General features: G+C 28.8%; 25 protein-coding genes and 1 riboswitch. Of the genes, 21 read left to right on the forward strand and 4 right to left on the reverse strand.

Translation table 11 applies throughout. The features are described 5' to 3' along the window. Positions 1–27 precede the first annotated feature (27 nt). From QMG30_RS17450 to QMG30_RS17470, 5 genes are all read left to right on the forward strand, one after another. Entirely contained in the window at positions 28–654 is a 627-nt protein-coding gene (locus QMG30_RS17450; protein ID WP_281817565.1) for a TetR/AcrR family transcriptional regulator, read from the forward strand. After that, positions 638–1,423: an alpha/beta fold hydrolase gene (locus tag QMG30_RS17455; RefSeq protein WP_281817566.1), complete on the forward strand. Its 786-nt coding sequence runs from the start codon at positions 638–640 to the stop codon at positions 1,421–1,423. Before QMG30_RS17450 ends, QMG30_RS17455 begins: the two co-directional genes overlap by 17 nt. Positions 1,424–1,847: 424 nt before the next feature. Continuing rightward, positions 1,848–2,462, forward strand: a complete 615-nt coding sequence (locus QMG30_RS17460) for a DUF6273 domain-containing protein (protein WP_281817569.1) — start codon at positions 1,848–1,850, stop codon at positions 2,460–2,462. Positions 2,463–2,818: 356 nt separating this feature from the next. After that, on the forward strand, positions 2,819–3,415 hold the full coding sequence (locus tag QMG30_RS17465; protein WP_281817570.1) for a hypothetical protein: 597 nt from the start codon (positions 2,819–2,821) through the stop codon (positions 3,413–3,415). Positions 3,416–3,513: 98 nt separating this feature from the next. Further along, entirely contained in the window at positions 3,514–4,134 is a 621-nt protein-coding gene (locus QMG30_RS17470; RefSeq protein ID WP_281817571.1) for a TetR/AcrR family transcriptional regulator, read from the forward strand. 129 nt (positions 4,135–4,263) lie between these two features. On the opposite strand, the gene QMG30_RS17475 is transcribed toward QMG30_RS17470, so the two are convergent. Continuing rightward, positions 4,264–4,824 (reverse strand): nucleotidyltransferase domain-containing protein, encoded by a 561-nt coding sequence (locus tag QMG30_RS17475; RefSeq protein ID WP_281817574.1) that lies wholly within the window; start codon positions 4,822–4,824, stop codon positions 4,264–4,266. Positions 4,825–5,445: 621 nt separating this feature from the next. Here QMG30_RS17475 and QMG30_RS17480 point away from each other — a divergent pair. The 14 genes from QMG30_RS17480 to QMG30_RS17545 all read left to right on the forward strand — a co-directional run bounded on the left by QMG30_RS17480 (position 5,446) and on the right by QMG30_RS17545 (position 23,715). After that, entirely contained in the window at positions 5,446–6,249 is an 804-nt protein-coding gene (locus QMG30_RS17480; protein WP_281817575.1) for an ABC transporter ATP-binding protein, read from the forward strand. Further along, positions 6,242–6,979, forward strand: a complete 738-nt coding sequence (locus QMG30_RS17485; RefSeq protein WP_281817576.1) for a hypothetical protein — start codon at positions 6,242–6,244, stop codon at positions 6,977–6,979. Before QMG30_RS17480 ends, QMG30_RS17485 begins: the two co-directional genes overlap by 8 nt. A 9-nt stretch (positions 6,980–6,988) precedes the next feature. Further along, on the forward strand, positions 6,989–7,396 hold the full coding sequence (locus QMG30_RS17490) for a YxeA family protein (RefSeq protein WP_281817578.1): 408 nt from the start codon (positions 6,989–6,991) through the stop codon (positions 7,394–7,396). A gap of 120 nt (positions 7,397–7,516) precedes the next feature. Then, on the forward strand, positions 7,517–7,837 hold the full coding sequence (locus QMG30_RS17495; protein WP_281817580.1) for a DUF4234 domain-containing protein: 321 nt from the start codon (positions 7,517–7,519) through the stop codon (positions 7,835–7,837). 307 nt (positions 7,838–8,144) lie between these two features. After that, the gene (locus QMG30_RS17500) at positions 8,145–9,485 is read left to right on the forward strand and encodes an NCS2 family permease (protein WP_281817582.1); all 1,341 of its coding nucleotides are present in this window, start codon (positions 8,145–8,147) and stop codon (positions 9,483–9,485) included. A 70-nt stretch (positions 9,486–9,555) separates the two neighbouring features. Then, a riboswitch (ZMP/ZTP riboswitch) is annotated at positions 9,556–9,636 on the forward strand. Positions 9,637–9,779: 143 nt separating this feature from the next. After that, positions 9,780–12,002 carry a formate C-acetyltransferase gene (pflB, locus tag QMG30_RS17505; protein WP_281817584.1) on the forward strand — a complete coding sequence of 741 codons (2,223 nt, stop codon included), beginning with the start codon at positions 9,780–9,782 and terminating at the stop codon, positions 12,000–12,002. Between the two features lie 68 nt (positions 12,003–12,070). Then, complete coding sequence (gene purH / locus QMG30_RS17510; protein WP_281817586.1) at positions 12,071–13,624, forward strand: bifunctional phosphoribosylaminoimidazolecarboxamide formyltransferase/IMP cyclohydrolase; 1,554 nt, start codon at positions 12,071–12,073, stop codon at positions 13,622–13,624. Between the two features lie 352 nt (positions 13,625–13,976). After that, on the forward strand, positions 13,977–16,484 hold the full coding sequence (locus QMG30_RS17515) for a hypothetical protein (RefSeq protein WP_281817588.1): 2,508 nt from the start codon (positions 13,977–13,979) through the stop codon (positions 16,482–16,484). A gap of 11 nt (positions 16,485–16,495) precedes the next feature. Beyond that, on the forward strand, positions 16,496–16,882 hold the full coding sequence (locus QMG30_RS17520; protein ID WP_281817591.1) for a hypothetical protein: 387 nt from the start codon (positions 16,496–16,498) through the stop codon (positions 16,880–16,882). 309 nt (positions 16,883–17,191) lie between these two features. Continuing rightward, entirely contained in the window at positions 17,192–17,440 is a 249-nt protein-coding gene (locus QMG30_RS17525) for a hypothetical protein (protein WP_281817594.1), read from the forward strand. A 424-nt stretch (positions 17,441–17,864) separates the two neighbouring features. After that, positions 17,865–19,493: a DNA cytosine methyltransferase gene (locus tag QMG30_RS17530; protein WP_281817596.1), complete on the forward strand. Its 1,629-nt coding sequence runs from the start codon at positions 17,865–17,867 to the stop codon at positions 19,491–19,493. Next, entirely contained in the window at positions 19,486–20,784 is a 1,299-nt protein-coding gene (locus QMG30_RS17535; RefSeq protein WP_281817599.1) for a hypothetical protein, read from the forward strand. The genes QMG30_RS17530 and QMG30_RS17535 overlap by 8 nt, the downstream gene beginning before the upstream one ends. After that, positions 20,784–22,745 (forward strand): DEAD/DEAH box helicase, encoded by a 1,962-nt coding sequence (locus QMG30_RS17540; protein WP_281817600.1) that lies wholly within the window; start codon positions 20,784–20,786, stop codon positions 22,743–22,745. Before QMG30_RS17535 ends, QMG30_RS17540 begins: the two co-directional genes overlap by 1 nt. After that, on the forward strand, positions 22,726–23,715 hold the full coding sequence (locus QMG30_RS17545) for a protein NO VEIN domain-containing protein (protein WP_281817602.1): 990 nt from the start codon (positions 22,726–22,728) through the stop codon (positions 23,713–23,715). The genes QMG30_RS17540 and QMG30_RS17545 overlap by 20 nt, the downstream gene beginning before the upstream one ends. Positions 23,716–23,951: 236 nt before the next feature. Here QMG30_RS17545 and QMG30_RS17550 read toward each other — a convergent pair whose 3' ends face one another. Next, the gene (locus tag QMG30_RS17550; protein ID WP_281817603.1) at positions 23,952–24,182 is read right to left on the reverse strand and encodes a transposase domain-containing protein; all 231 of its coding nucleotides are present in this window, start codon (positions 24,180–24,182) and stop codon (positions 23,952–23,954) included. Then, positions 24,130–24,312, reverse strand: a complete 183-nt coding sequence (gene tnpB, locus QMG30_RS25255; RefSeq protein ID WP_353511681.1) for an IS66 family insertion sequence element accessory protein TnpB — start codon at positions 24,310–24,312, stop codon at positions 24,130–24,132. The genes QMG30_RS17550 and tnpB overlap by 53 nt, the downstream gene beginning before the upstream one ends. 151 nt (positions 24,313–24,463) lie before the next feature. Here tnpB and QMG30_RS17555 point away from each other — a divergent pair, with 151 nt between their 5' ends. Together QMG30_RS17555 and QMG30_RS17560 are read left to right on the forward strand one after the other, a co-directional pair. Then, positions 24,464–24,631, forward strand: coding sequence for a hypothetical protein (locus QMG30_RS17555; RefSeq protein ID WP_281817605.1), 168 nt, complete (start codon positions 24,464–24,466; stop codon positions 24,629–24,631). 120 nt (positions 24,632–24,751) lie between these two features. Next, on the forward strand, positions 24,752–25,039 hold the full coding sequence (locus tag QMG30_RS17560; protein ID WP_281817606.1) for a hypothetical protein: 288 nt from the start codon (positions 24,752–24,754) through the stop codon (positions 25,037–25,039). Positions 25,040–25,292: 253 nt separating this feature from the next. Here QMG30_RS17560 and QMG30_RS17565 read toward each other — a convergent pair whose 3' ends face one another. Further along, positions 25,293–26,123, reverse strand: a complete 831-nt coding sequence (locus QMG30_RS17565) for a metallophosphoesterase (protein WP_281817608.1) — start codon at positions 26,121–26,123, stop codon at positions 25,293–25,295. Between the last annotated feature and the right edge of the window lie 260 nt (positions 26,124–26,383).

Raw genomic sequence — 26,383 nt, forward strand, 5'->3', positions numbered from 1 at the left:
CGATTTGACCAATAGAGAGGTGCAAACATGAATGAGAAGTTTTACAAATTGAATGAGAAGAAGCAAAGGAAGATTATTAATTCTGGCTTTAAGACTTTTGCAGAAAATACTTATAAAAAAGCATCAATGCAGTTTATTGCAGATGAAGCAGGTATATCAAAGTCACTGCTCTTTTATTACTTCAGAAATAAAATGACATTATACCAATGGCTTTTTACAAAAGCTCTTGAAGAATTCCAACAGTTAAAACCAATAGTATGTTATGAAAAGTCTGATTTTTTTAAAATGATTGAAAGTGAGATTTATAGGCGAATCGAACTGATTAAAGCCTTAGAACTTCCTTTTAGATTTGTAAGAAGAGTTTATGAAGAAAGTAAGGAAAATAGTAAAAATGAATTAGAGGTTTTAATGAATCAAATAACTGAAACTAGGAAAAAGAATTTTCTAGAAGCAGTAGATAAAAGTAAATTTGTTTCTGAAAAAGAAGTAGAGATTCTCTACGATATTATTTATGATATGGCAGTAGGATTCTATGACAGTAATGGATGGATAGTGCAAGGTTCAAATGAACAACAACTGAAAAAGTTTAGGTTATATTTAGCTACTTTAAAGTGTAGATTTTATAAGGGAGATTACTGTGGAAAAGTATTATAAAACTGAGTCAGCAAATATATGTTATAAAGTGCATCAACAACAAAAAAAGAAGGCTATTGTGTTTATTCATGGCTTTGGTATTACTAAAGAGATGTGGGATAAGCAATTGGATGATTTGAAAGCATATAAAGTTATAACAGTAGATGTACCACATCATGGAAAGTCTACATCACAGAAACCATTGAATCTTATACATGTTTGTAAAGAGATTGTTGGTATACTAGATCAAGAAGGCATTGAGAAAACTGTAATTGCAGGATTATCTATGGGGAATTACATAGCACAAGAGTTTGTAAGATTATATCCGGAAAGAACTCAAGGTATTTTTTTAGCAGATGGCTCACCGATTTATATGCGTTACTCTAAGTGGGAGACTCTTTCTTTGAAAAGGTCTCAACCTCTGTTTAAGCTTTATACATGGGAAAGACTAAAAAAAGCTATGGCAAGGCAATCTTCCGTAGTAAATGAAGTGCAAAGCGAACTTATTAAAATGTTTGATACACAGACGAAAGACTCTTTTATCAGATCTTGGTCAGCTATAGCAAATGCTCTTCATGAGGAAGATGTAAACATTATTTCTCCTATGTGCTATGTATATGGTGAACAGGATAGAACAGGAACAATTCAATTACATGTAAAGGACTGGCAAGTGTGCTATCCTAAGTGTGAAGTACATATGATTCCTAACGCAGGACATGTATCTAATATGGATAATCCAAAAGTGTTTAATCAAATACTTGTTGATTTTCTACAGAAAATATATGTCTAGGTTAAAATGCTTGTATGTTGGCATTCGGTGAGAGGGGATAGAGTTGTTATATTATTTTGATATTAAAAAACTTAACAATCCCTAAAAAAAACAACCATAATTGACATAAAAACATAATATAGCACTAAACAAATAAGTATAGATTATAAAGAATTTTTATATCAGAGACTACCTGTAATAGATGGTAGTTTCTTTTTATTTGTACTTGTAAGTTAAGTTAGTAATGGTATAATTCATACAGAATGAAACAGTTTTATGAAACATATAAAGATGATGACATAATCTCACCAATGGTGAGACAATTAACCTTGAACAAAAGAAAAAACGTTAATTATTGCTATAGATATGGAACAATAAATTATGATATCATAAAAGAACAAACATTCGACATATATTATTTTTAAAAGAAAGGGGGAGCAGGCGAATGGATAAACTTAATATCGGTCAGATAATTTCATTTGGTAGTTATAATTGGCGTATTCTTGATATAAAAAATGATAGTGCTTTGATTGTAACTGAATATATTATAGAACAGCGGTCTTACCATGATGTTTATACAGATACAACATGGGCAGATTGTTCATTGAGAAAATATCTTAATGGGGAATTCTATGACCAATTTGATGAAGCTGAAAAATCAAGAATAATTCCAGTAATAAATAAAAATACTGATAATCATTGGTATGGTTCAAAAGGCGGAATAGATACAGAAGATAGAATATTTTTACTAGATATTGAAGACGTTGTATGCAGATATTTTGGAGATAGCAGTGAAAAACTATACAAACCAGGTAAAAATCAAAGATATTGGTTTGAGAGAAAAGATAAGAATAATAGTAATAGAAGAGCACTACTTAAGGATAATAAAAAAAGTGTTTGGTGGTGGTGGCTTAGGTCACCTGGTCGAGTGAGTGTAAAAGCTGTATACATACATGGTGACGGTAATATTGGCATTCAAGGTAATAATATACTTAAAGGTAATATTAGTGATGGTAAGTGTACAGGTGGTGTTCGTCCAGCTTTATGGTTGAAGTTATAAAATTACATATGATATATTACATTTAGACCAAGCCATGCGAGAAAATGGAAAATTTTATACAAACTTTTTGCCAGCAATGAGTGGAAAAGCAAAAAAAGCTATAAGAAAAGAAATGAAAAGTTGAAAATTGCAACTAAAATCAGATAAGACTCTGAATGACATTGCAAACATGATTGATTAAAAAGACTTAGACTTATATAAATAATACGAGAGACTTCATTTAGAAGCTCTCTTTTTTTTAGATAAAACTTATGATATATCTTGATATGTGATAATTATTATACACAAAATAAAAAAACGTGAATATACTATGAGTGTACTCAAACATGAGTTTACTCATAATTCAAGGAGGATATATGGATCATAATAAAAAGATTAGATGGGAATATGAAGGAAAACCAGATTATATCAATGGAACTGGTGCGTATACTGAAGAAAAAGTATTAGGTTATATCGGTGGAGCTCTGTTACCAGCTTTAATGATTTTTCAGTTAGCAATGGGACATATGCAGTGGAATATTGTTCAGATTATAATTGGATTGTACTTTGCACTAGATCTTGGAGGTGGTTTAGTAAGTAACGCTCTTAATTCTTGTAAGAGGTATTATGATACACCTATAAAACCTGAGGAGAAAGGATTTGCTGGTGCTGTGAAAAAACTGCCAGTTTTCATAGCATTGCATGTTCATCCTTTGGTTATAGGACTATTATTTAATGATATGAATTGGGCATATGCTTTTACTTGGTATGCTGCATTTCTAATTTCAGTCTTTATAGTATATAAAACACCTTTATATTTAAAAAGAGCAGTAGGGAAATTACTTGCTATGATAGCTATTGTGGCTAGTATATACTTATTTACACCAGTTCCAGGATTTGAATGGTTTATTCCTGTTTTGTTCATGAAAATTATTACAGGTCATATGATTCCAGAAGAGCCTTATGATAAGTAGAGATTGATTAATGTATCAGTTAGGAACAATAAACTTGTATCTTTTTGACATGTTATAAAATGAAATTGGATCTATTTATGGTGTTTGGAGGAAGTAAGATGGGATTAAGAGAAAAGAAGAAGCAGAGAACTAGAAAAGCAATACTGGATTATTCAAAACAAAGATTTATAGAAGATGGGTATAAGAAGGTAACAACATCAGAAATCGCCGGTGCATTAGAAATAGGGGAAGGTACTATATTTAATTATTTTAATTCAAAAGGACAATTATTTATAGAATGTTTAGTTGAAACAGTTAAAATGGAAAACTATAGCTTTAATTCGATTACAATAAAGAATGAAGAAGATGTTGTAAAAGAATTAGTGAATTTCATAGAAGCGTATTTGAATCCTTTTAAAAAGCTGGATAGTTCTTTGTTAAAAGAGTATATATCCGTTTTATATGATGTTAGTAATAGTGTTAAATCTAATGAAAGTGTTATGCCGTTTATTGATGAATTTTTTTTAACACGATTAAATAAATTATTAGATTCATTTAAGACTTTTGAGTGGTTTAATATAGATATTGATAATGAAGATGTATCATTATGTGTTATGGGTTGCATAATAACTCAGTTTACTTTTTATGTTTATGATGAAAGATATACTTATGAGCATATGATTACTAAAATACAAAGGCTAGTGTCTCTAATTTTACATGGCAATATACTCAAATGTTAATTATTCATTGAGTTATTTATTAATTGTTGCACCGCTTATGAGACAATTAATAGTTCAAAAGTTGACAATGACAAATCCATATCTATATTATTTATATCAGTTTTTTATATATAGATTTTTATGTGGTATTCAGGCTTCTAACAACTCCACAATTGCTGTCGTTACTTCCTCCGGCAACTTTTGCTCAAGTATACGTTTTAGTAGCTCAGGATGGTTGACTCCTTTCTTCTCAAAGTAGTCTCTGATTATTTTAACTTTCCATTCTCTACCAATCATTAACATGTAGGCTACATACCAATCCTCCAATGAGGTGTAAGGAATTTTTGTGCCATCTATATGTTCTGTTCTGACGATGGAAGAGTTATCCAAAAGGAAATCATAGATACCTTCACAATGTCTGATTCTAAAGCCTGACATTACATCCATATCCACACCATCTATGTTAAATGTATAAAAATGATGTGTCACATATTCATCTTTTTTAGGAATTGGTATGGGTACTGCAATATGCTCCAAAACGTTGATGGCTTTCTCTATATCAGGTAGGGCCACAATGATGTCAATATCATGAACTTCTTCTACAAGATCCAGAGACTGTAACATCAACGATGCACCCACGGCCCATTGTATTTCAGCGTTGTTTAATGCTTTTGCTACCTTTACTAAAGAGGATTCAATTTGATTTGTCATTTTCTCACCCTTTCATATTACATTTAAATGTGAAAATCATAGCTACTAAATCCTATCGCCGCTTATTTTAGGGGTTGTGCTTCAAATAATCTTATAAGAATCGGAGAAAGAGATTATTTATTTAATCATGATAAATATTATGATTATTGATTCTGTGATAGGTTTAATTAGTAGTTACTTCTTCAATGATATAATTATAAACTGAATACTGATATTCGTCAAAATTTCATTATCTAGATTTCTTTTTACTATAAAATGAATAAGTATAGGAGGGGGAGTAAAAACAAAAGTTCTAAAATTCTTGTTTGAAGGGTTTTAGAACTTTTTTAGTAGGTAAAATTATTGCTATAAGGTTTAATTTAAGGAGATAAACTAATTTTTTATGTGACAAAATTGAAAGGTAAGCGTAAGACTAATCAATGGCAAAGAATATTTAATCATAATATACTAAATACAGATAGTTAACCTGTTAAACATTTCACTAAAAAAATTAAAACCATATAAAAAAACAAAAAATAAAAGTAATGGAATTGAGGTATCTTGCTAACAGTAAATCAGCATTAAGAATGGGTTATGGCGTTTCATAAACGTCTAACTAACGACGCAAATAAGGAGGTTAGTATGATAAAAATAGATGCACTTGATAAATATTATGGAGATTTCCATGTGCTCAAAAATTTAAGTTTGAATATTAATAAAGGTGACATTTTTGGATTGATTGGTAAAAATGGAGCAGGGAAAACTACTATTTTTAAAATAATATTAGGGCTATCTGATTATAAAGATGGTAATCTCAGTATTATTGGAAGTGAAAATAATACTGATTTGCAAAAAAAACGAAAAGAAATAGGTTTTTTTATTGGAAAAAATTTTTTTGATTACCTAAATGCTAAGGATAACTTGAAGTATTATTCAAAATTAAAGGGTATAAAGGGCGAAGATGAAATTGATAGAGTTCTTAAAATCGTAGGACTTAGTGGAGTTAATTCAAAGTACAGGTCTTTCTCCATGGGAATGAAACAAAGATTAGGTATAGCCAATGCTATTTTAGGTAATCCATCCATTTTAATACTCGATGAGCCTATTAATGGATTAGATCCACAAGGTATCGCTGATGTTAGAGAATTGATTAAAAAGTTAAACCATGAATATGATATGACAATTATTGTATCGTCACATATCTTAGGGGAATTAGAAAATACCGCTACTAGATTTGGAATAGTACATGAAGGCAGGGTATTAAAAGAAATAACAAATGATGAGTTGGATTTATCTGTTGATAGTGTTGAAATATCAGTAGATGATTTAAATAAAGCTAGAAAAATATTATTGGATAATAATATTAAAATTACTGACGAAAAATCAATTAGTAAAGGGCTAGAACAATATTATTTTGAGCTAGTTGGAGGTAAGAAAAATGATTAATTATATAAAAGCGGATATATATAGAATAATGAAGAAAAAATCACTTAAAATTACTTTGGGTTTTTATATATTATTATTTTTATCTATTATTTTTATACTGTATACGAATTCATTTACTGGACAAGATTATTTGTCTAAGACAATTACTTTTATAGGATTTTATCCATTAGTGGTTGGACTTGGTATTTTCATTAGCATATATTTTGATAATTTTAGGAGTAAATCAATACACGTAGCCATTGGTCATGGTGTTCCAAAAAGTAAAATAGTAATGTGTTATTTTGTAACAACTATTTTAGTAACATTATTTGTAACTATCATATTTTCGTTATTTATGATTGGAATACCATCCATTATTAAAATACCATTGACAAATGCTATTGTAAGCAAGCTGTTATTGAATTTATTTATGCAGTATTTACGAATAATAGGATATGCAAGTATTGCAAGCATTTTAATATTCTTCTCACAGAATGGAATGTTAGGAGTAGTAGCTTATGTATTATTATCTTCAAGTACAGTGCTAATGATTCTAACGGTTATTTTATCTCAGGAGTTTTTTGTTACTACATTTGGAGATTTAACTCAATATTTGTTTACAAATACATTGAACAATATAATTGTTGCATTATCAAGTAATGGTTTAAAAATGATTGTAGCAACTAGTTATTTTGCTATTTCATTAGTAGTAAGTATGCTAGCATTTAGAAAAAAAGAATTAGAATTTTAGGAGGTTATTATGAAAAGTAAAACATTAATTTTATTGGTAATATTTGTTCCTCTAATAATAGCAGGAGCAATATGGGCAAAAGGATATTATAACGATAGATATGTAGCATCAGATATTTTTTATACACAAATACCATCTGATGAAGTGAACGAGGATTCTTGGCTATTAAATGATAAAGGTGTTAAACAAGAAAAAGGTAAACAATATGAATTAATGGGCTATAATGAAAAAGGAGAAGAAAGAATAGTTCACTTTTTCAAAAAAGGTGTGGCAAAGGATTATTTTGCTCCTGGAACATATATGAAAGTCACAGTGAGTAAAACAATAGAGTTAGGACAAAAGGTTGTAAGTGAAGGTGACATACCAAAAAGTGTTTTAAAGATGATAAAAGAAAAAGGAACCAAAATAGATAAATAAGTTATAATACCTCTTTCATATTAGTATTGAACCGAACTACCGATTTATTTAATTGAAAATCCATGATATATTGGATTATATTTCAATTACTGTGTAAAAACTTGAAAAAGGAGACCAACTATGAAAAGGAATATATTATTAACTATTATATTATCGTTTATCACATTTGGTATTTATTTAGTATACTGGATGTACAAAGTTAACAATGAATCTAATAAATTAGCCAATGGTGATTATCAAACAGAAAGTATAATAGTCATACTATTTACGATAATTACATTTGGAATATATGGTCTATACTGGGGTTATAAACAAGGAAAGAATTATTGCTTAATAACAGGGAGTGAATTTCCTCCAGTGATATTTATGATATTTGTGCCTACTTCAGGGTTCCTGATTCCTACTATTTTACTACAAGTGGCAATTAACGATAAATATTAGAAAAGATTAAATTACTCGGGTAAAGATAAAATAAAAAATACGCTACAAAACTTATAATTGATATGTTTTGTAGCGTTTTAATATGTTCAATCCATTTATAAAATGCGAAAAAATTTACTTTATCTTATACCAATTCAGTTACACAATTTCTACTAAAAAAGACATATTATAAAATAATAACCCCATAAGCTACAAAAAAACCGAATATTTATCCTTAAATAACAAAAAACATTCGGAAATATATTGACATGGTAAAATATCTCTGATAAAATAAATCTGTAATAGAATATCGGATGGAGGGTTAAAGATGGAAAAATTCTTTAAACTTAAGGAAAACAATACCAATGTAAAGACTGAGATATTTGCTGGTATTACGACTTTTATGACAATGGCGTACATATTGATTGTTAATCCAAACATATTATCTGGATTGCAAACAGCTGAGGGATTTCAAGCAACTGGTATGGACAAAGGTGCTGTATTTACTGCAACTGCTTTAGCTGCAGTTATAGGTACATTGATTATGGCATTAGTGGCTAATTATCCATTTGCACTTGCACCAGGTATGGGACTTAATGCTTTTTTTGCTTATACTGTAGTATTAGGTTATAAACATGACTGGAGAATAGCTCTTGCGGCAGTTTTAATTGAAGGTATTATTTTCATAATATTAACATTTGTTAATGTTAGAGAAGCACTATTTAATGCTATACCAATGAATCTAAAGTATGCTGTTAGTGCAGGTATAGGTTTATTCATTGCTTTTATCGGATTACAAAATGCAGGTATTGTAATTGGAGATCCAGCGACTTTAGTTAAGATTGGTACTATGACTGAACCAACAGTAATACTTGCTGTAATTGGTTTAATAGTGACAGCAATACTAGTTGCAAAAAGAGTTAAAGGTTCTATATTATTAGGTATCTTAATAACATGGGTTATTGGAATGTTAGCTCAAGCTATAGGAATATTCAATCCAGCGATTAGTGTTATTCCTACTGATATTTTTTCCAAACCTCCTAGTCTTGAACCAATTGCTTTCCAATTTGATTTTAGTATATTAGGAACATTTGAGTTCTGGATTATTGTGTTCTCGTTCTTGTTTGTAGATTTATTTGATACATTGGGAACATTAATAGGTGTTTCAAGTAAAGCAGGATATCTTGATAAAGAAGGTAAATTACCTAGAATCAAACATGCATTATTCGCAGATTCAGTTGCAACAGTAGCTGGTGCATGTCTAGGAACTTCTACAACAACAACATATGTTGAGAGTGCTTCTGGTGTAGCTGATGGAGGTAGAACAGGTTTAACATCATTAACAACAGCTGTTCTTTTTGCTCTTGCACTATTCTTCTCACCATTATTATTGACAGTACCAAGTTTTGCCACAGCTCCAGCATTGATAGTTGTAGGATTTTATATGTTAGAATCTATTGCTAAAGTAGATTTTACAGATTTTACACAAGCTATTCCAGCTTTCTTAGCAGTTCTTGTAATGCCTTTAACATATAGTATTTCAGAAGGTATAGTTTTTGGAGTTGTTTCTTATACAATTATTAATTTAGTTGTAAATAAGGGTAAAAAAGTTCATCCATTGATGTATGTTCTTACTATATTATTCATATTGAAATATATATTCTTATAGAATATTTATTTATAAAACAGGAAGTTGTACTTCCTATTTACCTTAAAATTTTAATGAGGTATAGCCTCATTGTTCTCTGTATGACTGGCGGAAGTGGGAGTACCCACAGGGAGTACAGAAATAAATTATGCCGACCGCCTGGGCAATAGACCGTTATAGAGTCTATATGCTCAGGCGGTCTTTAATTTACTATCAAGAATTTACATATGCATTTAATTCTGTTTAAACTAAGTGTACTGGAGTGAAAGACACATGTAAATAATTGAGTATATTAAAAGAGAGGACTAGATAACTATGAAACAATGGCATAATTTTAACGATGGTATATGGAAAAAAGAAATCAATGTAAGAAATTTTATACAGAAAAACTATATTCCTTATGAGGGAGACAGTAGTTTCTTAGAAGATTCAACAGAAAGAACTAAAGAAATCAATAATAGGTTTGTTAGGCTGAAAGAAAAAGAATTAAAAAATGGAGTTCTAGATATTGATACGAAAACAGTATCATCTTTATTGACTTTTAAACCAGGTTATATCAATGAAGATAAAGAAATCATAAAAGGATTACAGACAGATAAACCTCTTAAAAGAGCTATTAATCCTTTTGGCGGTATCCGTATGACTAGAAATGCCTGTGAGGCATATGGTTATAAAGTTGATGAAAAAGTAGAAGAAGAGTTTAAATATAGAACAACTCATAATGATGGTGTATATAGAGTTTATTCAGATGAAATGAAATTAGTAAGAAAAACAGGTGTTATTACAGGCTTACCTGATGCTTACGGAAGAGGTAGAATAATAGGAGATTATCGTAGAGTTGCTCTTTATGGAATTGATTATCTAATAGAACAAAAACAAGCAGATAAAAAAAGATATAGTAAAAAATTTATGTCTGATGAAAACATTAAGCTTATGGAAGAGTTATATAGGCAAATAGATTTTCTGGATAAATTAAAAGAAATGGCCAAGATGTATGGTGATGACATTTCATGTCCCGCAGTTAATGCAAGAGAAGCAATACAATGGATATACTATGCTTATCTTGGTGCTATAAAAGAACAAAATGGAGCTGCAATGTCATTAGGGCGTGTCAGTACATTTATAGATATTTATATTGAAAGAGATTTACAAGAAGGAGTTATTACGGAAGTCGAGGCACAAGAATTAATTGATGATCTAGTGTTGAAATTACGTATGGCAAGACAACTTAGGACACCTGAATATAATGATCTTTTTGCAGGAGATCCAATGTGGATTACAGAAGCTGTAGGAGGTATGGGTGAAGATGGAAGAACATTAGTAACCAAGAATTCCTATAGATTCGTTAATACTCTATATACGTTAGGTTCAGCACCAGAACCCAATATAACAATATTATGGTCAAAGGGATTACCTGTACATTTTAAAAAATTCTGTACTAAGGTATCAATAGATACGGATTCCATACAATATGAGAATGATGATCTTATGCGTCAACGTTATGGAGATGACTATGGAATAGCATGTTGTGTATCAGCTATGAAAATAGGAAAGCAAATGCAATTTTTCGGAGCAAGATGTAATATGCCAAAAGCATTATTAATGGCTCTTAATGGTGGAAAAGATGAAGTAAAAGGATTACAGGTAGGACCTAAGTTAAAGCCTATAGATTCAGATGTATTAGCCTATGATGAAGTTGTAAAGCGTTTTAAAGAATATGAAAAGTGGTTGTGTGAGTTATATGTTAACACTATGAATGTAATCCATTATATGCATGACAAGTATGCTTATGAAAAACTTCAAATGTCTCTACATGATACAGAAGTTGAGAGAACCATGGCTTTTGGTATGGCTGGTTTGTCGGTAATGGCAGATTCCCTTAGCGCAATAAAATATGCAAAAGTAAGTCCAATAAGAAACAAAGATGGATTAATTATAGATTTTGACATTAAAGGTGATTATCCTAAGTTCGGTAATGACGACGATAGAGTAGATAGTATTGCAAAAGAATTAACAACTAGTTTCATTAATGAACTTAAGAAGCATGAGACATATAGAAATTCTACTCCATCTTTATCAATCCTAACAATAACATCTAATGTAGTATACGGAAAGAAAACTGGTTCTACACCAGATGGTAGAAAAAAAGGGGAACCTTTTGCCCCAGGAGCGAATCCAATGCATAATCGTGATTGCAAAGGTGCACTTGCTTCACTTAATTCAGTAGCGAAGATACCATATGATAGTTGCCGTGACGGTATTTCATGTACTTTCTCTATACAGCCTAGAACATTAGGTAAAACTAGTTGTGAACAGGTAAATAATCTTGTTAGCATACTAGACGGATATTTCTACCAAAATGGGCATCATATTAATGTCAATGTTTTGGATAGAGAAAAATTAGTAGATGCAATGGATCATCCAGAAAAATATCCTAGCTTGACAATAAGAGTATCTGGATATGCTGTTAATTTTAACAGATTAAGCAGAGAACAACAGGAAGAAGTTGTTAGTAGAACTTTTCATGGTAGATATTAATATTACTTCCTTTCAAATACAATTAATATATAAATAATAAAAAATAATCATAGAAGGAGATAAAAGATATGAGAAGAGCATTAATAAGTGTTTCAGATAAAACAGGTATAGTTGAATTTGCAAAGAAGTTAACGGAACTTGGAGTTGAAATTATTTCAACTGGAGGAACTGCAAAGAAACTTATTGAAAATGGTGTAAAAGTAATTGGTATTTCAGATGTTACAGGATTCCCAGAATGTCTTGACGGAAGAGTTAAGACTCTTCATCCTAATATTCATGCTGGATTACTTGCTATTAGAGATAACGAAGAACATATGAAACAATTGAAGGAATTGAATGTGACACCTATTGATTTAGTAGTAGTTAACTTATATCCTTTCAAACAGACTATTCTAAAAGAAGGAGTAACTAGGGAAGAAGCCATTGAAAATATTGACATAGGTGGTCCTACAATGCTTCGTTCAGCAGCTAAGAATTATCAAGATGTAGCAGTAGTAGTAGATCCAGAAGATTATGATAAAGTACTAAATGAGATAAGTGAAAAAGGCGACGTTTCCTACGAAACTAAATTCAATTTATGTTGCAAGGTATTTGAACATACTTCACATTATGATACATTGATAGCTAATTATATGAGAAAAGAGAGAAATGCTACTGATTATCCTGAGACCATTAGTATGACATTTGAAAAAGTTCAAGATATGAGATATGGAGAGAATCCACACCAAAGTGCAGCATTTTATAAAGAAGTAGGAAATACGAAAGGTTGCATTACTAATGCTAAACAATTACATGGTAAAGCTCTTTCATTTAATAATATTAATGATACTAATGGAGCACTTGAGTTATTGAAAGAATTTGAGGAGCCTACAGTTGTTGCTTGTAAACATGCTAATCCATGTGGTGTTGGTAGTGATACTAATATATATGATGCTTATGTTAAAGCGTATAAAACTGATCCGGTTTCTATTTATGGTGGAATTATTGTTGCTAATAGGGAAATCGATAAAAAGACAGCAGAAGAAATCAATAAAATATTTGTTGAGATTGTAGTTGCTCCAAGTTATAGTGATGAAGCTGTTGAGGTTCTTACTAAGAAAAAAAATATTAGAGTTCTTGTATTAGAGGATATATTACAAAAACAACCTAAGACAGCTTATGATCTTAAAAAAGTTGGTGGTGGATTACTTATTCAAACTATTGATAGCGAGTTATTACCAGAAGGACTAAAGGTTGTTACAAAAGCTCAGCCAACTAAAGAGCAAATAGAGGATCTGAAATTCGCTTGGAAGGTTGTTAAGTTTGCAAAATCTAATGGTATTGCGATAGGAAAAGATAAGAGGTCTCTTGGTGTTGGACCTGGACAGGTTAATCGTATATGGGCATGTAAACAAGCTATAAGTCATGCTGTTGAACATTTGGGAGAAGATGTTCTAAAAGGAGCAAGTCTTGCATCTGATGCTTATTTCCCATTCCCAGATTGTGTTGAAGAGGCAGCTAAAGCTGGTATAAGTTGCATAATTCAACCAGGTGGTTCTATAAGAGATCATTTATCTATTGAAGCTTGTGATAAATATGGTATTGCTATGGTGTTTACTGGAATGAGACATTTTAGACACTAGATATTATTTAAAAAGCATTTAAGTTAGATACTTAGGTGCTTTTTTTTATTCCTTGAAATCTTTTATGAAGCGTAACTTCTTTATTCTTGTGATTTGATAAAAATAGACTATATAACTTTCACAAATATAACCGTTGTTTTTTGTCTATTATTACTTTTGAATGCATTCTATCCCATAAAACATGTCGTTTATCAGGATTTGTTGAAAATCATTATTGAATTGTTATATCATACTCATGTATCAATTATTTATGAATTTATTTGTCATATAATCTAAAATATTTTCTTATGAATAATTATATAAACCACAGTTACTAATGAAAATTGGTTAACGATGAATGAGGATGAGAAATTTGTATATTAATGCTGACAGTTTAGAAGATGAAACTCATACTTTATCAAGTATCTGCAGTAATATAGACGGTAAATACTATGATTTGAATAACACTAAATCTGGTATTGAATATGAAGTTAGGTCCAAAGATTGTATTGATGAACTATTCAATACTTGTATAAGACAACTTAATGATATAGTTTATAGAATGGATTCATATATTAAGTTTATCGGTGATTCTGTTGATTCGTACCATGATGCTGAAGACCAACTTTCTTCATTGGCTGATATATTGAAAGAGGGATATGAAAATCCCACACCACAAACTGGATTTACAAAAAGAACACTAGAAGAAATGGCATACTTTTATTCAGGTGGAAAATCTTCTAGCCCAACCTTCAAATACGAAGAAGATATTGCAGATTTAAAGAAGGCCATGCAAGATATGTTTAAAGATAATTCTCTTGCATATGAGATTGACTTCAAGAACTCACATGGGGAATATGATAGTGACATAGACTATGATTTTGATAAAGAAGTATTGTATTTCTTAAATAATTGTGAGAGCTTTAAAAATAAAAATACCAATCTGCAATCAACTTACGAATCACTACCTAAGGAATATAGACTTATGGTATTAAATCATTGGGTAAAGCTAATGCAAAATGATACTGATATCAATATGGCTAATGTATTACCCGATGAATACCTACAAAATATACCTGCATTACCACTCACAGACAGTAAACTTGGTAATATAACTTCAGAAAACAAATATGCCAGTGAAGAAGCTTATGACTACTTTGTCAAATACTTTTATCCTAGAGAAGCAATTTATCAGATGCAAAAAGGTGATTTAGAACAATTAAAAAGAACGGCTTTCCTAGAATGGGTAGAATTTGTTTATAATTCAAATGAAAAAGAATCTATAGAAGAACCAATAGAGGAATATGAATACATAGAAGATACCATAGACCTAAAAAGGACCATGGAAGAAATGTTTAAAGGTAATACCCTTGCATATGAGGTTGACTTTAAGAACTCCCATGGGAAATATGATAGTAATATAGACTATGATTTTGATAAAGAAGTAATGTATTTCTTAAATAACTGTGAGAGCTTCAAAAGTAAAAATACCAACCTACAAACAACTTACGAATCATTACCCAAGGAATATAGGCTTATGGTATTGAAGCATTGGGTAGAGTTGATGCAAAATGATATCAATATCGATATGGCTAATGTATTGCCAGATGAATATTTTGATAACATACCTACATTACCACTCACAGACAGTAAACTTGGTACTATAACCTCAGAAAACAAATATGCCAGTGAAGAAGCTTATGACTACTTTGTCAAATACTATTACCCTACACAAGCAATATATCAAAAGCAAAAAGGTGATTTCGAACAATTAAAGAGAACAGCCTTCCTAGAATGGGCAAGATTCGTTTATGGTTCAAGCAAAAAAGAACAGGACCAAGAATTTAGAGGAGGATTAATTTGGGGTTTAGTAAGTTGGCCACTGAAAACAGCTTATGATACAATAGAAGGGGTTTATTCAATAATTACAAATCCAAAGCAATTAGGATCTTTTTTGACATTAGTAGGAAGTCTTCCGTTTTCATCAAAGAACAGAGAAGTATTTGCAAGCATGATAGAGCAGACTATAGAAGAATGGAAAGCTGCATATAATGATGCTGAACCTGAAGACAAAGGTTTTATGATTGGTCAGTTGATAGGTGAGGCAATTTCCATTGCAGTAGGAGCAGGCTGTGCTATAAAGAGTACAAAAAGTTTTATTAAATTTGTGAAAAGTGGTAAATTCAAAAAAGCTGTTGGAGGAGTTATTAAGAAAGCTAAACATAATCTTAGCAAATTAAAGAACATGAACCCATCTAAGATTATTGACTCAATTAAAAAAATAACTAAAAAGAAAAATCATTATGAAGTTATAATGAATAATGATGACTTAGTAACAATATCTTTTGATGAATTAACGAATGTACAGAAGAGCAAATTTGATGGTTTAGCTGATTCATATAAAGGTAAGGATATACCTGATAGGGTTAATGGTGAAGATAGTGTTGGGGTTGTAAATGGTATTGAGGGGACTAGTGAACTTGCCTATAAATCTACAAGTGGAGCTAAGTTGATTACTACTCCTGATGAAACTACAACCATTTTAGGAAGATATGGTGATGATATTCAATACATTATTGATGAGTTAAATCTTAAAAAGACTTTAGATTATAGTGGAAATCCAGGAGGATTTAATGTACTAAATGTACCTGATGAACTCTATGTGAATCCACAGCAGTTTTGGGATGAATTTAACGCACCATTCTTAGACAAGGCAATTTCTCGTGGTGATATAATAATAATGTCTACAGAACCTGTGGGAAGTGCATTAAGAGACCCTATTTCAGGTGCATTAACTGGATTTGGTAGAGAATTTGAATATCTTACAAATGCTGGATATATCTATGATAACGTTAATAAAGTAATGAGATTGCCAAAATAAGGAGAGTTTTGATGGAAAAAGAACAATTTAAAATGAAATTTCAATGTTTAATGAATGAACTTGGATTTATTACTTTGCAAGAAGACGAGTACTCGCTGAAATATCAAAATGATAAAGTATATATTCAAATGTTTTTTGGCAGGTTAACAGAAAAACCTGATATTTTCATAAGATTTGAAGATGGTGAAATACCTGAGCAGTATAATATGTCATCAATGTTATTTTTAGATGACTTAAATAAGGGAGTAAATTCATTGAGTGGTATTGAGGATGTAGAGAGGCTTGACAAATTGATAAATTATTTCGCCAATAACCATAAAAGTTTACTAAAGAAAAAAAACTGTAAATATAGTAAAATTAAATTAAATAAATATATTGATGAAACTTATCATAGATAACTATATCAAATTTGACAATAAAATTTTAATATAACCATGAAATTGACTAAACCAGTCCTTTCATGGGTTACTTTTTAGTTAAAAACATACCTATATTATTATTTATAGACAGTAAACTTAATCTACACAAGCAATATATTTAAAATACAACAAGAGGATTTTGAACAATTATTAGATTTTTCAAATGGGAAAGATTAGTTTATATTTCAAGGTGAGAAAGAGCATAATCAAGAATTCAGTGGAGATTTATTTTGGGTATTGCCACTTAACAAATAAAAATAGAAAAATATAAACTAAATAGGAGATTGTATGTTACATATAATACTTGATTATTTAGATAAAAGAAGTAAAAAATTTAATAACTTTTGCGATATTTTAAGAAACTATATTTATAATACTCAAGCAGATGTTATAATAATATTGAAGAAAGTAGATGATAAGTATGTTTTGGGTACAAGTGAAAGAGGAAACGATACAATTAAATTAATATTCAACGTAGAGAAGAAGCATTGCTTTATTAAAAGTACTATTGATAGTAATTCATTTAGAAAGGTATAATTACGTAGTTAATCTGATAGAAATGTTACCTTAAGATTAATTTTAGATTTATAGTTTTATATCATTAGAAAAAGAAGATTATAAAAAGTGATTAAGTTACTAAATAATTTGGATAAAATTTAATTTATAAAAAGCAACTACAGTTAATACTTGATATTATATTGAAATATGGTGTATTAAGTATTATAATAATGTAGTTAGAGTTATATATTTATATTAAGTAATATATTAATTTAATATTAAGGTGATGAATCAGGTGGAAAATTTTTTAACAGTTATAATTTTAATTGAAATATATATAGTAACAACTAAAAGTTGTTATAGTATAAAATTTTGTGACGATAGAGTTTTGATAAATATTTAAAAATATTAATAATTATTATAGACATAATTAATAAATTTTAACATCTTGGAGGAAACAAAAATGAAAGTAGTAGATTTTTTTTGTGGCGGAGGTGGTTTCTCAGAAGGTTTTCGACAAGCTGGTTTTAATATAGTTTTTGCTGTAGATAAATGGAAACCAGCTGTAGATACACATCATGAGAACCATCCAAATTGTCATACAATAATGGATGACATAGAAAGAATATCTTGGTTACCAGACGATGAATTTGATAAATTAATACCTGATACAGAAATAATTATTGGGTCACCACCGTGTGTAGCATTTTCTAATTCTAATAAATCAGGTAAAGGTGATAAATCATTAGGAATTAGACTATTAGAATCGTATTTAAGAATTATTGCTAGAAAAAAATTTAAGTCTGATTCAATCTTAAAATATTGGGTGTTAGAGAATGTACCTAATATAGAAAAATATGTGAAATGCAAATATACTATGAAAGATTTAGGATTAATAGAAAGTTATAATATTGATTTAAATGCTAGGTTAATTGTTTTGAACCATAGTTCAGGTGTTTATAATGTAAAATATTTTGGTGTAGCTTCAAATAGAAAGAGATTTCTATGTGGTGAATTTCCAACTCCTCAAAAAACGATTGTTGAGGATTCATCACTTGTTAAATTAGGAGATATTTTAAAAGGATTAGGTCAACCAAAAGAAAATGCTGAGAGTAGTATAAAAGATCCTAATTATGATTTTTTCATGGTATCAAAAAATATTACTGACCATCACTATATTAAAGAAATTGCAGAATTTGAATGGAAAAAGGCTAGGAGACTGAAACAAGATAAAGGTTATATGGGTAGAATGTCTTTTCCTGAAAATCTTGATAAACCTGCTAGAACTGTAATGGCTACAATGTCATTTTCCTCAAGGGAATCAATGATATTTTCTTATAAAACCGATAGGTTTAGAGCTCCAACTATCAGAGAAATAGCTTCAATAATGAGTTTCCCTTTAGATTACAAATTTTATGGAAACTCAATTGGGATTAAATATAGATTAGTCGGTAACTCTGTACCACCCAAAATGTCTTATGCTATAGCACGAGCTATTGCAGTGAACGAAAACTTAGATATCAACGATGAGTATGTTCCAATTAAACATGCTAATAATTTAGATTTCCACAACTTGAATTTTGATATCTTTCAAATTAAAGAAGAAAAAAATAAAAAAATTACAGCAAAGTTTAAATATCATATACCCTATCTAATTATAAATGCATATAGAGTTGAATTAACAAATTATAAATCTGATTTTGATAATTTAGAGTTCAAATGGGTTGTTGAATTACATAAAAGCCAAGGGAAGAATGCAAAGAAGTTTGTTCCTAAATTAAATAGTGATAATATAAACAATAAACTTTTAGCAAAGATAAATAAGTTTTATGATAGGTTAACTAAAGAGTTGGTAGGATTTAATGAATTTCAAAAAATATTCTGTCTTTCTGATAAAAATAGAATAGGGTTAATAGGACCATATGAAATTCTTAATCAAATTAAAGAATTTATTGATAATAACCTATCAAAAGAAGAGCAAAGTAAAATAGTATTTTTAGATGATAATCCTTGGGAATTACCGATGGGTATTGTAGCGGGATATTATTTGATAGATAAATTAATTGAACATATGGGGGATTTAAATGGATAAAGAATTAAGAATTAAAAAACTACAAGAAATACAGGCTGATAAGGAAAATATTTATATGACTGGTATTAGAATTAAATATAAAGGAGACCCTAAAATATTTAATGCATATAAGATACCATTAGATTATCTGATATATAATAAACACAATGGAAGGATTGGTTCGTCAGTAAAGTCATTCGAAAAACAATATAGAGAATTAAATTCTGAGATAGAAATAGATAAAAAAATAATTGAAGATTTCTTGTGGAAATCAAAGGCAGATAGAAATAAAATTACAATGAAAAGTTTAGTAGAAAATCATCAACAACGATATGGTATTGTTACAAATGATGGTACAATTATTGATGGTAATAGAAGAGCAAGTCTACTTAATAAGATATATACAAATAGAACTAGCTGGATAGATAAAGATGTTGACCATTGTCAATATTTTATAGCTGTTATTTTACCTCAAGGTGCTGATAAAAAGGAAATAATAAAACTAGAAACATCTTATCAAATGGGAGAAGATGAAAAACTAGATTATAATCCAATAGAAAAATATCTTAAATGTGATGATTTAGTTAAAGCTGGATTTAGTGCTGAAGATATTTCAAAAATGATGGCTGAAAAAGAAAGTAAAATTAATGAATGGCTTTCAATTTTTAAACTTATGGAATCATATTTAGATAACTTTGGATATCAAGGTATTTATACTAGATTGGAAAAACGTGAAGGACAATTTGTTGACTTAAATAATTATTTAACTAAGTATAAAAAAAGAACAAAAACTGGAGCAAGCTGGGGATATACTGATTCAGATGTTGCAGATTTAGAGGTTATTTGTTTTGATTATATTAGGTCTCAATATGAAGGCAAAGATTTTAGAAATATTGCGAAGACAGGAAATAATGAAAATGCAAGTATATTTTGTAATGAAACTATTTGGAAACCATTTTCCCAAAAACATTTTGAAGAGGTTGATAATATACTAGAAAAGCCTATACAAGAAATAAGAGAAGAGGATCCTGAAGGTGATTTGTCTAGGCAATTGAAGGAAAGAGATGAACTGTGGAAAAACACTGCTCATAATGTTTTAGAAAATAATCTAAGATATTATACGAGAAAACTAGAAGATAGTAAAGAGTCAAAGGAACCTCTTAAGCTTTTAAAGAAAGCTAAAGATGCATTAAACTATATAGATACTGATATTGATTGTTTTTATACTAAAGAAGCGAAAGAACTTATTTATGAAATTAATTCAATTACATATGAATTTAAAAAAAAATTAAAAAGTAGAGTGAGTAGCTAATGTGTACTATAAATATTCAAATTGAAGAAAATCAGAAACGATTTGTCTTACAGGGAGAAATAAAAAATTTAATAAATTCAAGACGAGCAAAAAGATATATAAAGGATTATCTAGTTTCAGATATATCTTACTCAGATAAAATATATATATATTATGAAGATGGAGATAAAGAAAAAGTATTAACTAAAATAAGAAAAATGTTAAAGAAATTTAATTTATTAGAACAAACTACAGATTTAGTAAAAGATGTATTAAGTGATTACTATCAAGAGGAGATTAACTTTGATAATTTTAAGAAAAAAGCATATTCAATAAGAAATAATAAGTGTAATAAAATAGATTTTAAACAATTTACAGATAGTTTATATAAAAATCTGTCAAATAGAAGGTTATATGAACTTCAATTATTATCCTCTTATCATTTAGCTTTTTCTCAAAATGCTTGTAATTTTTCGGTTCCTGGTGCTGGTAAAACTAGCATAGTTTATGGTTCATATGCATTCTTGAGTAATCTGGAACATGATAATCCTAAATATGTTAATAAACTTTTAGTTATTGGACCTTTGAGTTCTTTTGGACCTTGGGAAAATGAATATTATGAGTGCTTTGGTAAAAAGCCTACTTCAAAACGATTATCAGGTGGAGTATCAAAAAGTAAAAAAATTGATTATTTAAGATCATATAATACTTCAGAAATTACCCTAATATCTTATCAGGGTATTATAAATATTTTAGATGATTTAATTATATTTCTAAAGAAGAATAAAGTTATGGTAATTTTAGATGAAGCACATAAAATAAAAAATACTGATGGTGGAATAATTGCTGATTCGGTTTTAAATCTTGCTAAGTATTGTAAGTCTAGAGTTATATTAACAGGAACTCCTTCGCCTAATGGGTATGAGGATTTATTTAATCTTTATAAATTTATATGGCCAAATAAAGATATAATTAAGTATCATTTATATCAATTGAAATCTATGTCAGATAATTTGAATGATACTAGAATAAGTAATTTAATAGATAATATATCACCATTTTTTATAAGGATTAAGAAAAGTGATCTTAAGATACCAGAACCTATAAATAATCCTCCTTTAATTGTAGATATGGGACCTGTCCAAAGAAAAATATATAACTTTATTGAAAAAGAATATATGAAACATTTTATTAAGGAAAACAAAATTAATAGGGATTTCAAATCATACATTTCAAAATCACGATTAATTAGATTAATGCAAGTAGCTACAAATCCCGCACTATTGAAAAGACCAGTTGATGAATATTATTTAAATCAAGGATTGTCAAGTAGTACTTTTATAGATGATTCAGAAATAATCAAAGAAATTCTTTCTTATGAAAAATTTGAAACTCCAAGTAAATTTATTGAAGCTGGAAAACTAGTAAAACAAATAATCAATAGAAATGAAAAAGTTATTATTTGGACAACTTTTGTACAAAATATTCTAGAATTAAGTGATTACTTATTAACAATAGGTATTAAATCAAAACTACTTTATGGTGAAACACCTGTAGATATGAACGATTTAGATGATAAAATTGATACAAGAGAATCTATTATACAAGAGTTTCATAAAAAAACTTGCGAATTCAAAGTTATAATAGCAAACCCTTTCTCTGTGGCAGAATCAATCTCATTACACAAAGCTTGTCATAACGCTATTTATTTAGAAAGGACGTTTAATGCATCTCACTTTATTCAATCCAAAGATAGAATTCATAGATATGGGTTAAAAAAAGATGATGTTATTAATTATTACTATTTAATATCTAACAATTCTATTGATGAGACAATACATGAAAGATTGAATTTTAAAGAGGAAAGAATGAATAAAATAATTGAAAGTGAACCTATTCCTTTATTCAATAATATTGATGAAGAATTTGCAGATGTAGATATAAGGACATTAATAAAGGATTATGTTAATAGACATAAGTAAATATAATAATCTTGGGAATATTAATGAAATTGAATTTATGATAACTAATATATTATCAGATAATCTTGTGAGAGTTGAAGATATAGAGAAATATTGTTTGTATAATAGTTTATATATTAGGATGCCCGTTAAAGGAATTTTATGTTTGTTGAATTTTATTTCATTGATTGAAATTCAAGAGAATAGTGTTTGCTTAAATAATAGAGGAATAAATATAAAATCTAAATTAAGAAAAGGTTCAACTTTAACACCTCTTATTGCAACAGACTTAATTAATAGATTGTTTTTTGGTAATAATTGTATGCTGGATATTAATAAAATAAAATATAATAAAATATCAAACATTTACACTATAAGAAATAGTGATATATCTATTAAATTTAGCAATTTAAGAAATCTAATAATAAATGTTGGTATTTTTCAATTAAATCAATACTCTAAAAATAATTTGAAAATTAATAATGAGTATATAAAGTGTTTTAAAATGGCTATTAAAAACAAGCGATTAAAAATGAATTTGAAAGAATTAAAAAAACAATTAATCATACAGCAGGAATTAGGTAATGAAGCTGAATTATTTGTAATAAAATATGAAATTAATAGACTACAAAATCATCCTACTAAAGAAAAAATTAGTAGAATTTCTGAAATTGATGTTACAGCAGGTTATGATATTATATCATTTGACTCTATAAATTCAATAGAATTTGATAGGTATATAGAAGTTAAATCTTATAATAAAAATGTAGGTTTTTATTGGTCTAATAATGAAATCCAAGTATCTGAAAATTTACGTGATAAATACTATATCTATCTTGTTGATAGAAACAAAATAAATGTTGATAAGTATAAACCTATCATTATAAAGAATCCATATAAAAATATTTACAATAATAATATGTGGAGTATAAAACCACAAAATTGGTTTGTAGAACCTATTAAAAAAATAGATTTCATAAATTATGATTAAAATGTGGAATTCAAGATAACGTAGTGGATAGATTGTAAAAAGAATCATAAGACTAGGTACCAGGAAAATAGTAATTAGTTATGTTAATGGTATTAATACCTAGAAGAACTAGTGTCTAGCTGATAGGAAGTATACAGTAAATAATTAGTACCTTGATAAAAAATGTGATCCACTTGTGGATAGCATTTTTTTAAGTCGTTTTCTTGCATTCAGTTGGTAATGTTTTTGACCATTATCTATGATGGATAAGTCTTATCTTCCATGTGTATAGGAATTTCTTCAAAGAGATATTTAAAGTAATCATATAGCTTTAGGCCATTTGCTTTGGCACCGGTTATCGTGTCTATTAGTTTCTGGTTTTTGCGACCGACAAAAAAACCACCAATTTCAAGTCTTTTATTAAAGAAGAAAAAATTATCTCCTTCCCAATACGATTGTTCTCCTACCACAGAAGAGGATGAGTACATTCTGGAAAGAATCAAGTTCAAATTCATTTTGAACAATGGTAGCTAGTTCGTCAATACTCCTATGAAGATTAGTATAGCCACAAGTAATGTAAATAGCATCATAATCCACAGGTGAAGTATTATTAAACATGCAATATCACTTTCATGATATTGCTAAGAACCTTCATAGACGTATCATTGGTAATTTAACCTTTAATCTGATTTTTAATATGCAGGGATTCTTATTTGACTTATGTAACCAAAAGTACTATAATAGTTTTGGACACAAAAGGAGGTGAAAAATGTCTAGTAAAAAAATGGGTAGACCTACCTCAGATCCTAAACCTCATAGTTTACATGTTAGAGTAAATGATAGCGAGCTTAATATTCTTGATGAATATTGTAAAAAGAATGATAAGACTAGAGCACAGGGGATTAGAGATGGTATTAATACATTAAAAGACAAATAAAAGAAGTGGCTCCTCACTGCTATGAAAGTACCACTTCTAATAATAACACCACTATTGAAAATAGAGGTAAATCTATTATACCCAATTTTTGATAGTAATTCAACATTGGAGGTAAAATAAATGAATGATTTTGCATGGTATTTTGATAATTTTACAGCACATATGGTAGAATATGTAAGTAAGCATTATAAGTTGACTAATATGGAGTATCAAGAGATTGAGAGTTATTTACATAGATATGAGAATAGATATAATTTGATTATAGAATCTTTAGATGAAAATGATAGAAAATTTATGAGAGAGTATATTAGAAAACAATTATATGAGATATCTTGTGTTACTGATTGTTTATATTTGGAAGGTTATAAAGATTGTGTTAAACTATTGAATAATATTGGTGTAATTTAATTTATCTTATAACAAAGACACAACTAAATAATTTGTAAATTAGTATTTGTGCTAGTGTAAAACTGTAATTATTTGTTTAGGGGAAAATTAATATAAGTATGGTATTGCTATGGTGTTAATGATTTTGAGACATTTTAGACACTAGAAATTTATTACATTTATAAGATAAGAAAAATATAATATAAATAAATGGATTCTATACTGTAAAGAAAATATAGTTGATTTTAAGTAAGAATCCATTTTTTATTTATTGTTATTTTAAATCTATGATAACTAATTCAGGACGGTTAAAAATTCTAGGTACACGTGTACTTTCTCTAGCAAGTCCTCGGCTAATAATCATTTCACCATTTTCAAAATTATACCTTCCACCAGAATATTTTGGGAACCATTTTTGATCAGGTGCAAATAATCCGTTAAGAAGCCATGGTATTCTCCATTGTCCGCCATGGGTATGACCAGCAAGTACTAGATCAAAGTTATAACTTAGATATGTTGAAATATACTGTGGTCGATGTGCAAGAAGTATTGTATAATAACCGTTGTCTGAAACACTTTCAAGTGACTCTAACTGGTTATAAAATGTATTTTTATTTGCATATTGATTTATATTCGGATCGTCTATACCACATATATTAATTTTTTGTTCATTGATTTCTATAGTTTCATATGTTCCTTCAAGTACTGTAACACCATATGAGCGGAACATATCTTTGATATTATTTACCTCGCCACTTAAGAATTCATGATTTCCACTAACGTAAAAGCTTGGGTATTTGTTAGCAATTGCTTTTAGTAAAAGTTCAGTGTTGTCATGAGGGAGTTTGTCATCACATATATCTCCACCATATAATACTAAATCAGGTTTTTGTTTATTAATTTCATTAATCAATGTATTTTGATTTTTTCCATATTGACAGGAATGTAAATCAGTAATCAACGCTATCTTAATCTTTGAATTAATTTTAGGCGATGATATAGAGTATACTGATGTTTTCATTTTCTTATTAAAAGCACATATAGTAATAACAACTATTATTAAAACAACAAGACTTATAATATATCTTCTTTTAGGTTTCTTCATAAAACACATCCTTCTTATATATAGGTTAGAACTTATTAGTCATAATTTAGAATTACACTCTGCTTATGTAAATTGAATTTTATAATTATAATAACATTAAAAGAAATATATGTCTAACGGTTAATAATTCATTTAATAGCATCTAAACGGTGATGAATATTGACTGTTAAACATAATTGGATTTCTTTATTATATTATACCTACACTCATATCATATTTAATATTACATCACATATATTAATATGTAGAGATAAATCCAA

Source organism: Vallitalea longa, from assembly GCF_027923465.1.
GTDB lineage: Bacteria > Bacillota > Clostridia > Lachnospirales > Vallitaleaceae > Vallitalea > Vallitalea longa.

Excerpts from the sequence above, each read along its gene's own strand:
- QMG30_RS17450 (WP_281817565.1), top strand. The coding sequence starts at position 28 with ATGAATGAGAAGTTTTACAAATTGAATGAGAAGAAGCAAAGGAAGATT.
- QMG30_RS17460 (WP_281817569.1), top strand. The coding sequence starts at position 1,848 with ATGGATAAACTTAATATCGGTCAGATAATTTCATTTGGTAGTTATAAT.
- QMG30_RS17465 (WP_281817570.1), top strand. The coding sequence starts at position 2,819 with ATGGATCATAATAAAAAGATTAGATGGGAATATGAAGGAAAACCAGAT.
- QMG30_RS17470 (WP_281817571.1), top strand. The coding sequence starts at position 3,514 with ATGGGATTAAGAGAAAAGAAGAAGCAGAGAACTAGAAAAGCAATACTG.
- QMG30_RS17475 (WP_281817574.1), bottom strand. The coding sequence starts at position 4,824 with ATGACAAATCAAATTGAATCCTCTTTAGTAAAGGTAGCAAAAGCATTA.
- QMG30_RS17480 (WP_281817575.1), top strand. The coding sequence starts at position 5,446 with ATGATAAAAATAGATGCACTTGATAAATATTATGGAGATTTCCATGTG.
- QMG30_RS17485 (WP_281817576.1), top strand. The coding sequence starts at position 6,242 with ATGATTAATTATATAAAAGCGGATATATATAGAATAATGAAGAAAAAA.
- QMG30_RS17490 (WP_281817578.1), top strand. The coding sequence starts at position 6,989 with ATGAAAAGTAAAACATTAATTTTATTGGTAATATTTGTTCCTCTAATA.
- QMG30_RS17495 (WP_281817580.1), top strand. The coding sequence starts at position 7,517 with ATGAAAAGGAATATATTATTAACTATTATATTATCGTTTATCACATTT.
- QMG30_RS17500 (WP_281817582.1), top strand. The coding sequence starts at position 8,145 with ATGGAAAAATTCTTTAAACTTAAGGAAAACAATACCAATGTAAAGACT.
- pflB (WP_281817584.1), top strand. The coding sequence starts at position 9,780 with ATGAAACAATGGCATAATTTTAACGATGGTATATGGAAAAAAGAAATC.
- purH (WP_281817586.1), top strand. The coding sequence starts at position 12,071 with ATGAGAAGAGCATTAATAAGTGTTTCAGATAAAACAGGTATAGTTGAA.
- QMG30_RS17520 (WP_281817591.1), top strand. The coding sequence starts at position 16,496 with ATGGAAAAAGAACAATTTAAAATGAAATTTCAATGTTTAATGAATGAA.
- QMG30_RS17525 (WP_281817594.1), top strand. The coding sequence starts at position 17,192 with ATGTTACATATAATACTTGATTATTTAGATAAAAGAAGTAAAAAATTT.
- QMG30_RS17530 (WP_281817596.1), top strand. The coding sequence starts at position 17,865 with ATGAAAGTAGTAGATTTTTTTTGTGGCGGAGGTGGTTTCTCAGAAGGT.
- QMG30_RS17535 (WP_281817599.1), top strand. The coding sequence starts at position 19,486 with ATGGATAAAGAATTAAGAATTAAAAAACTACAAGAAATACAGGCTGAT.
- QMG30_RS17540 (WP_281817600.1), top strand. The coding sequence starts at position 20,784 with ATGTGTACTATAAATATTCAAATTGAAGAAAATCAGAAACGATTTGTC.
- QMG30_RS17545 (WP_281817602.1), top strand. The coding sequence starts at position 22,726 with ATGTTAATAGACATAAGTAAATATAATAATCTTGGGAATATTAATGAA.
- QMG30_RS17550 (WP_281817603.1), bottom strand. The coding sequence starts at position 24,182 with ATGTACTCATCCTCTTCTGTGGTAGGAGAACAATCGTATTGGGAAGGA.
- tnpB (WP_353511681.1), bottom strand. The coding sequence starts at position 24,312 with ATGTTTAATAATACTTCACCTGTGGATTATGATGCTATTTACATTACT.
- QMG30_RS17555 (WP_281817605.1), top strand. The coding sequence starts at position 24,464 with ATGTCTAGTAAAAAAATGGGTAGACCTACCTCAGATCCTAAACCTCAT.
- QMG30_RS17560 (WP_281817606.1), top strand. The coding sequence starts at position 24,752 with ATGAATGATTTTGCATGGTATTTTGATAATTTTACAGCACATATGGTA.
- QMG30_RS17565 (WP_281817608.1), bottom strand. The coding sequence starts at position 26,123 with ATGAAGAAACCTAAAAGAAGATATATTATAAGTCTTGTTGTTTTAATA.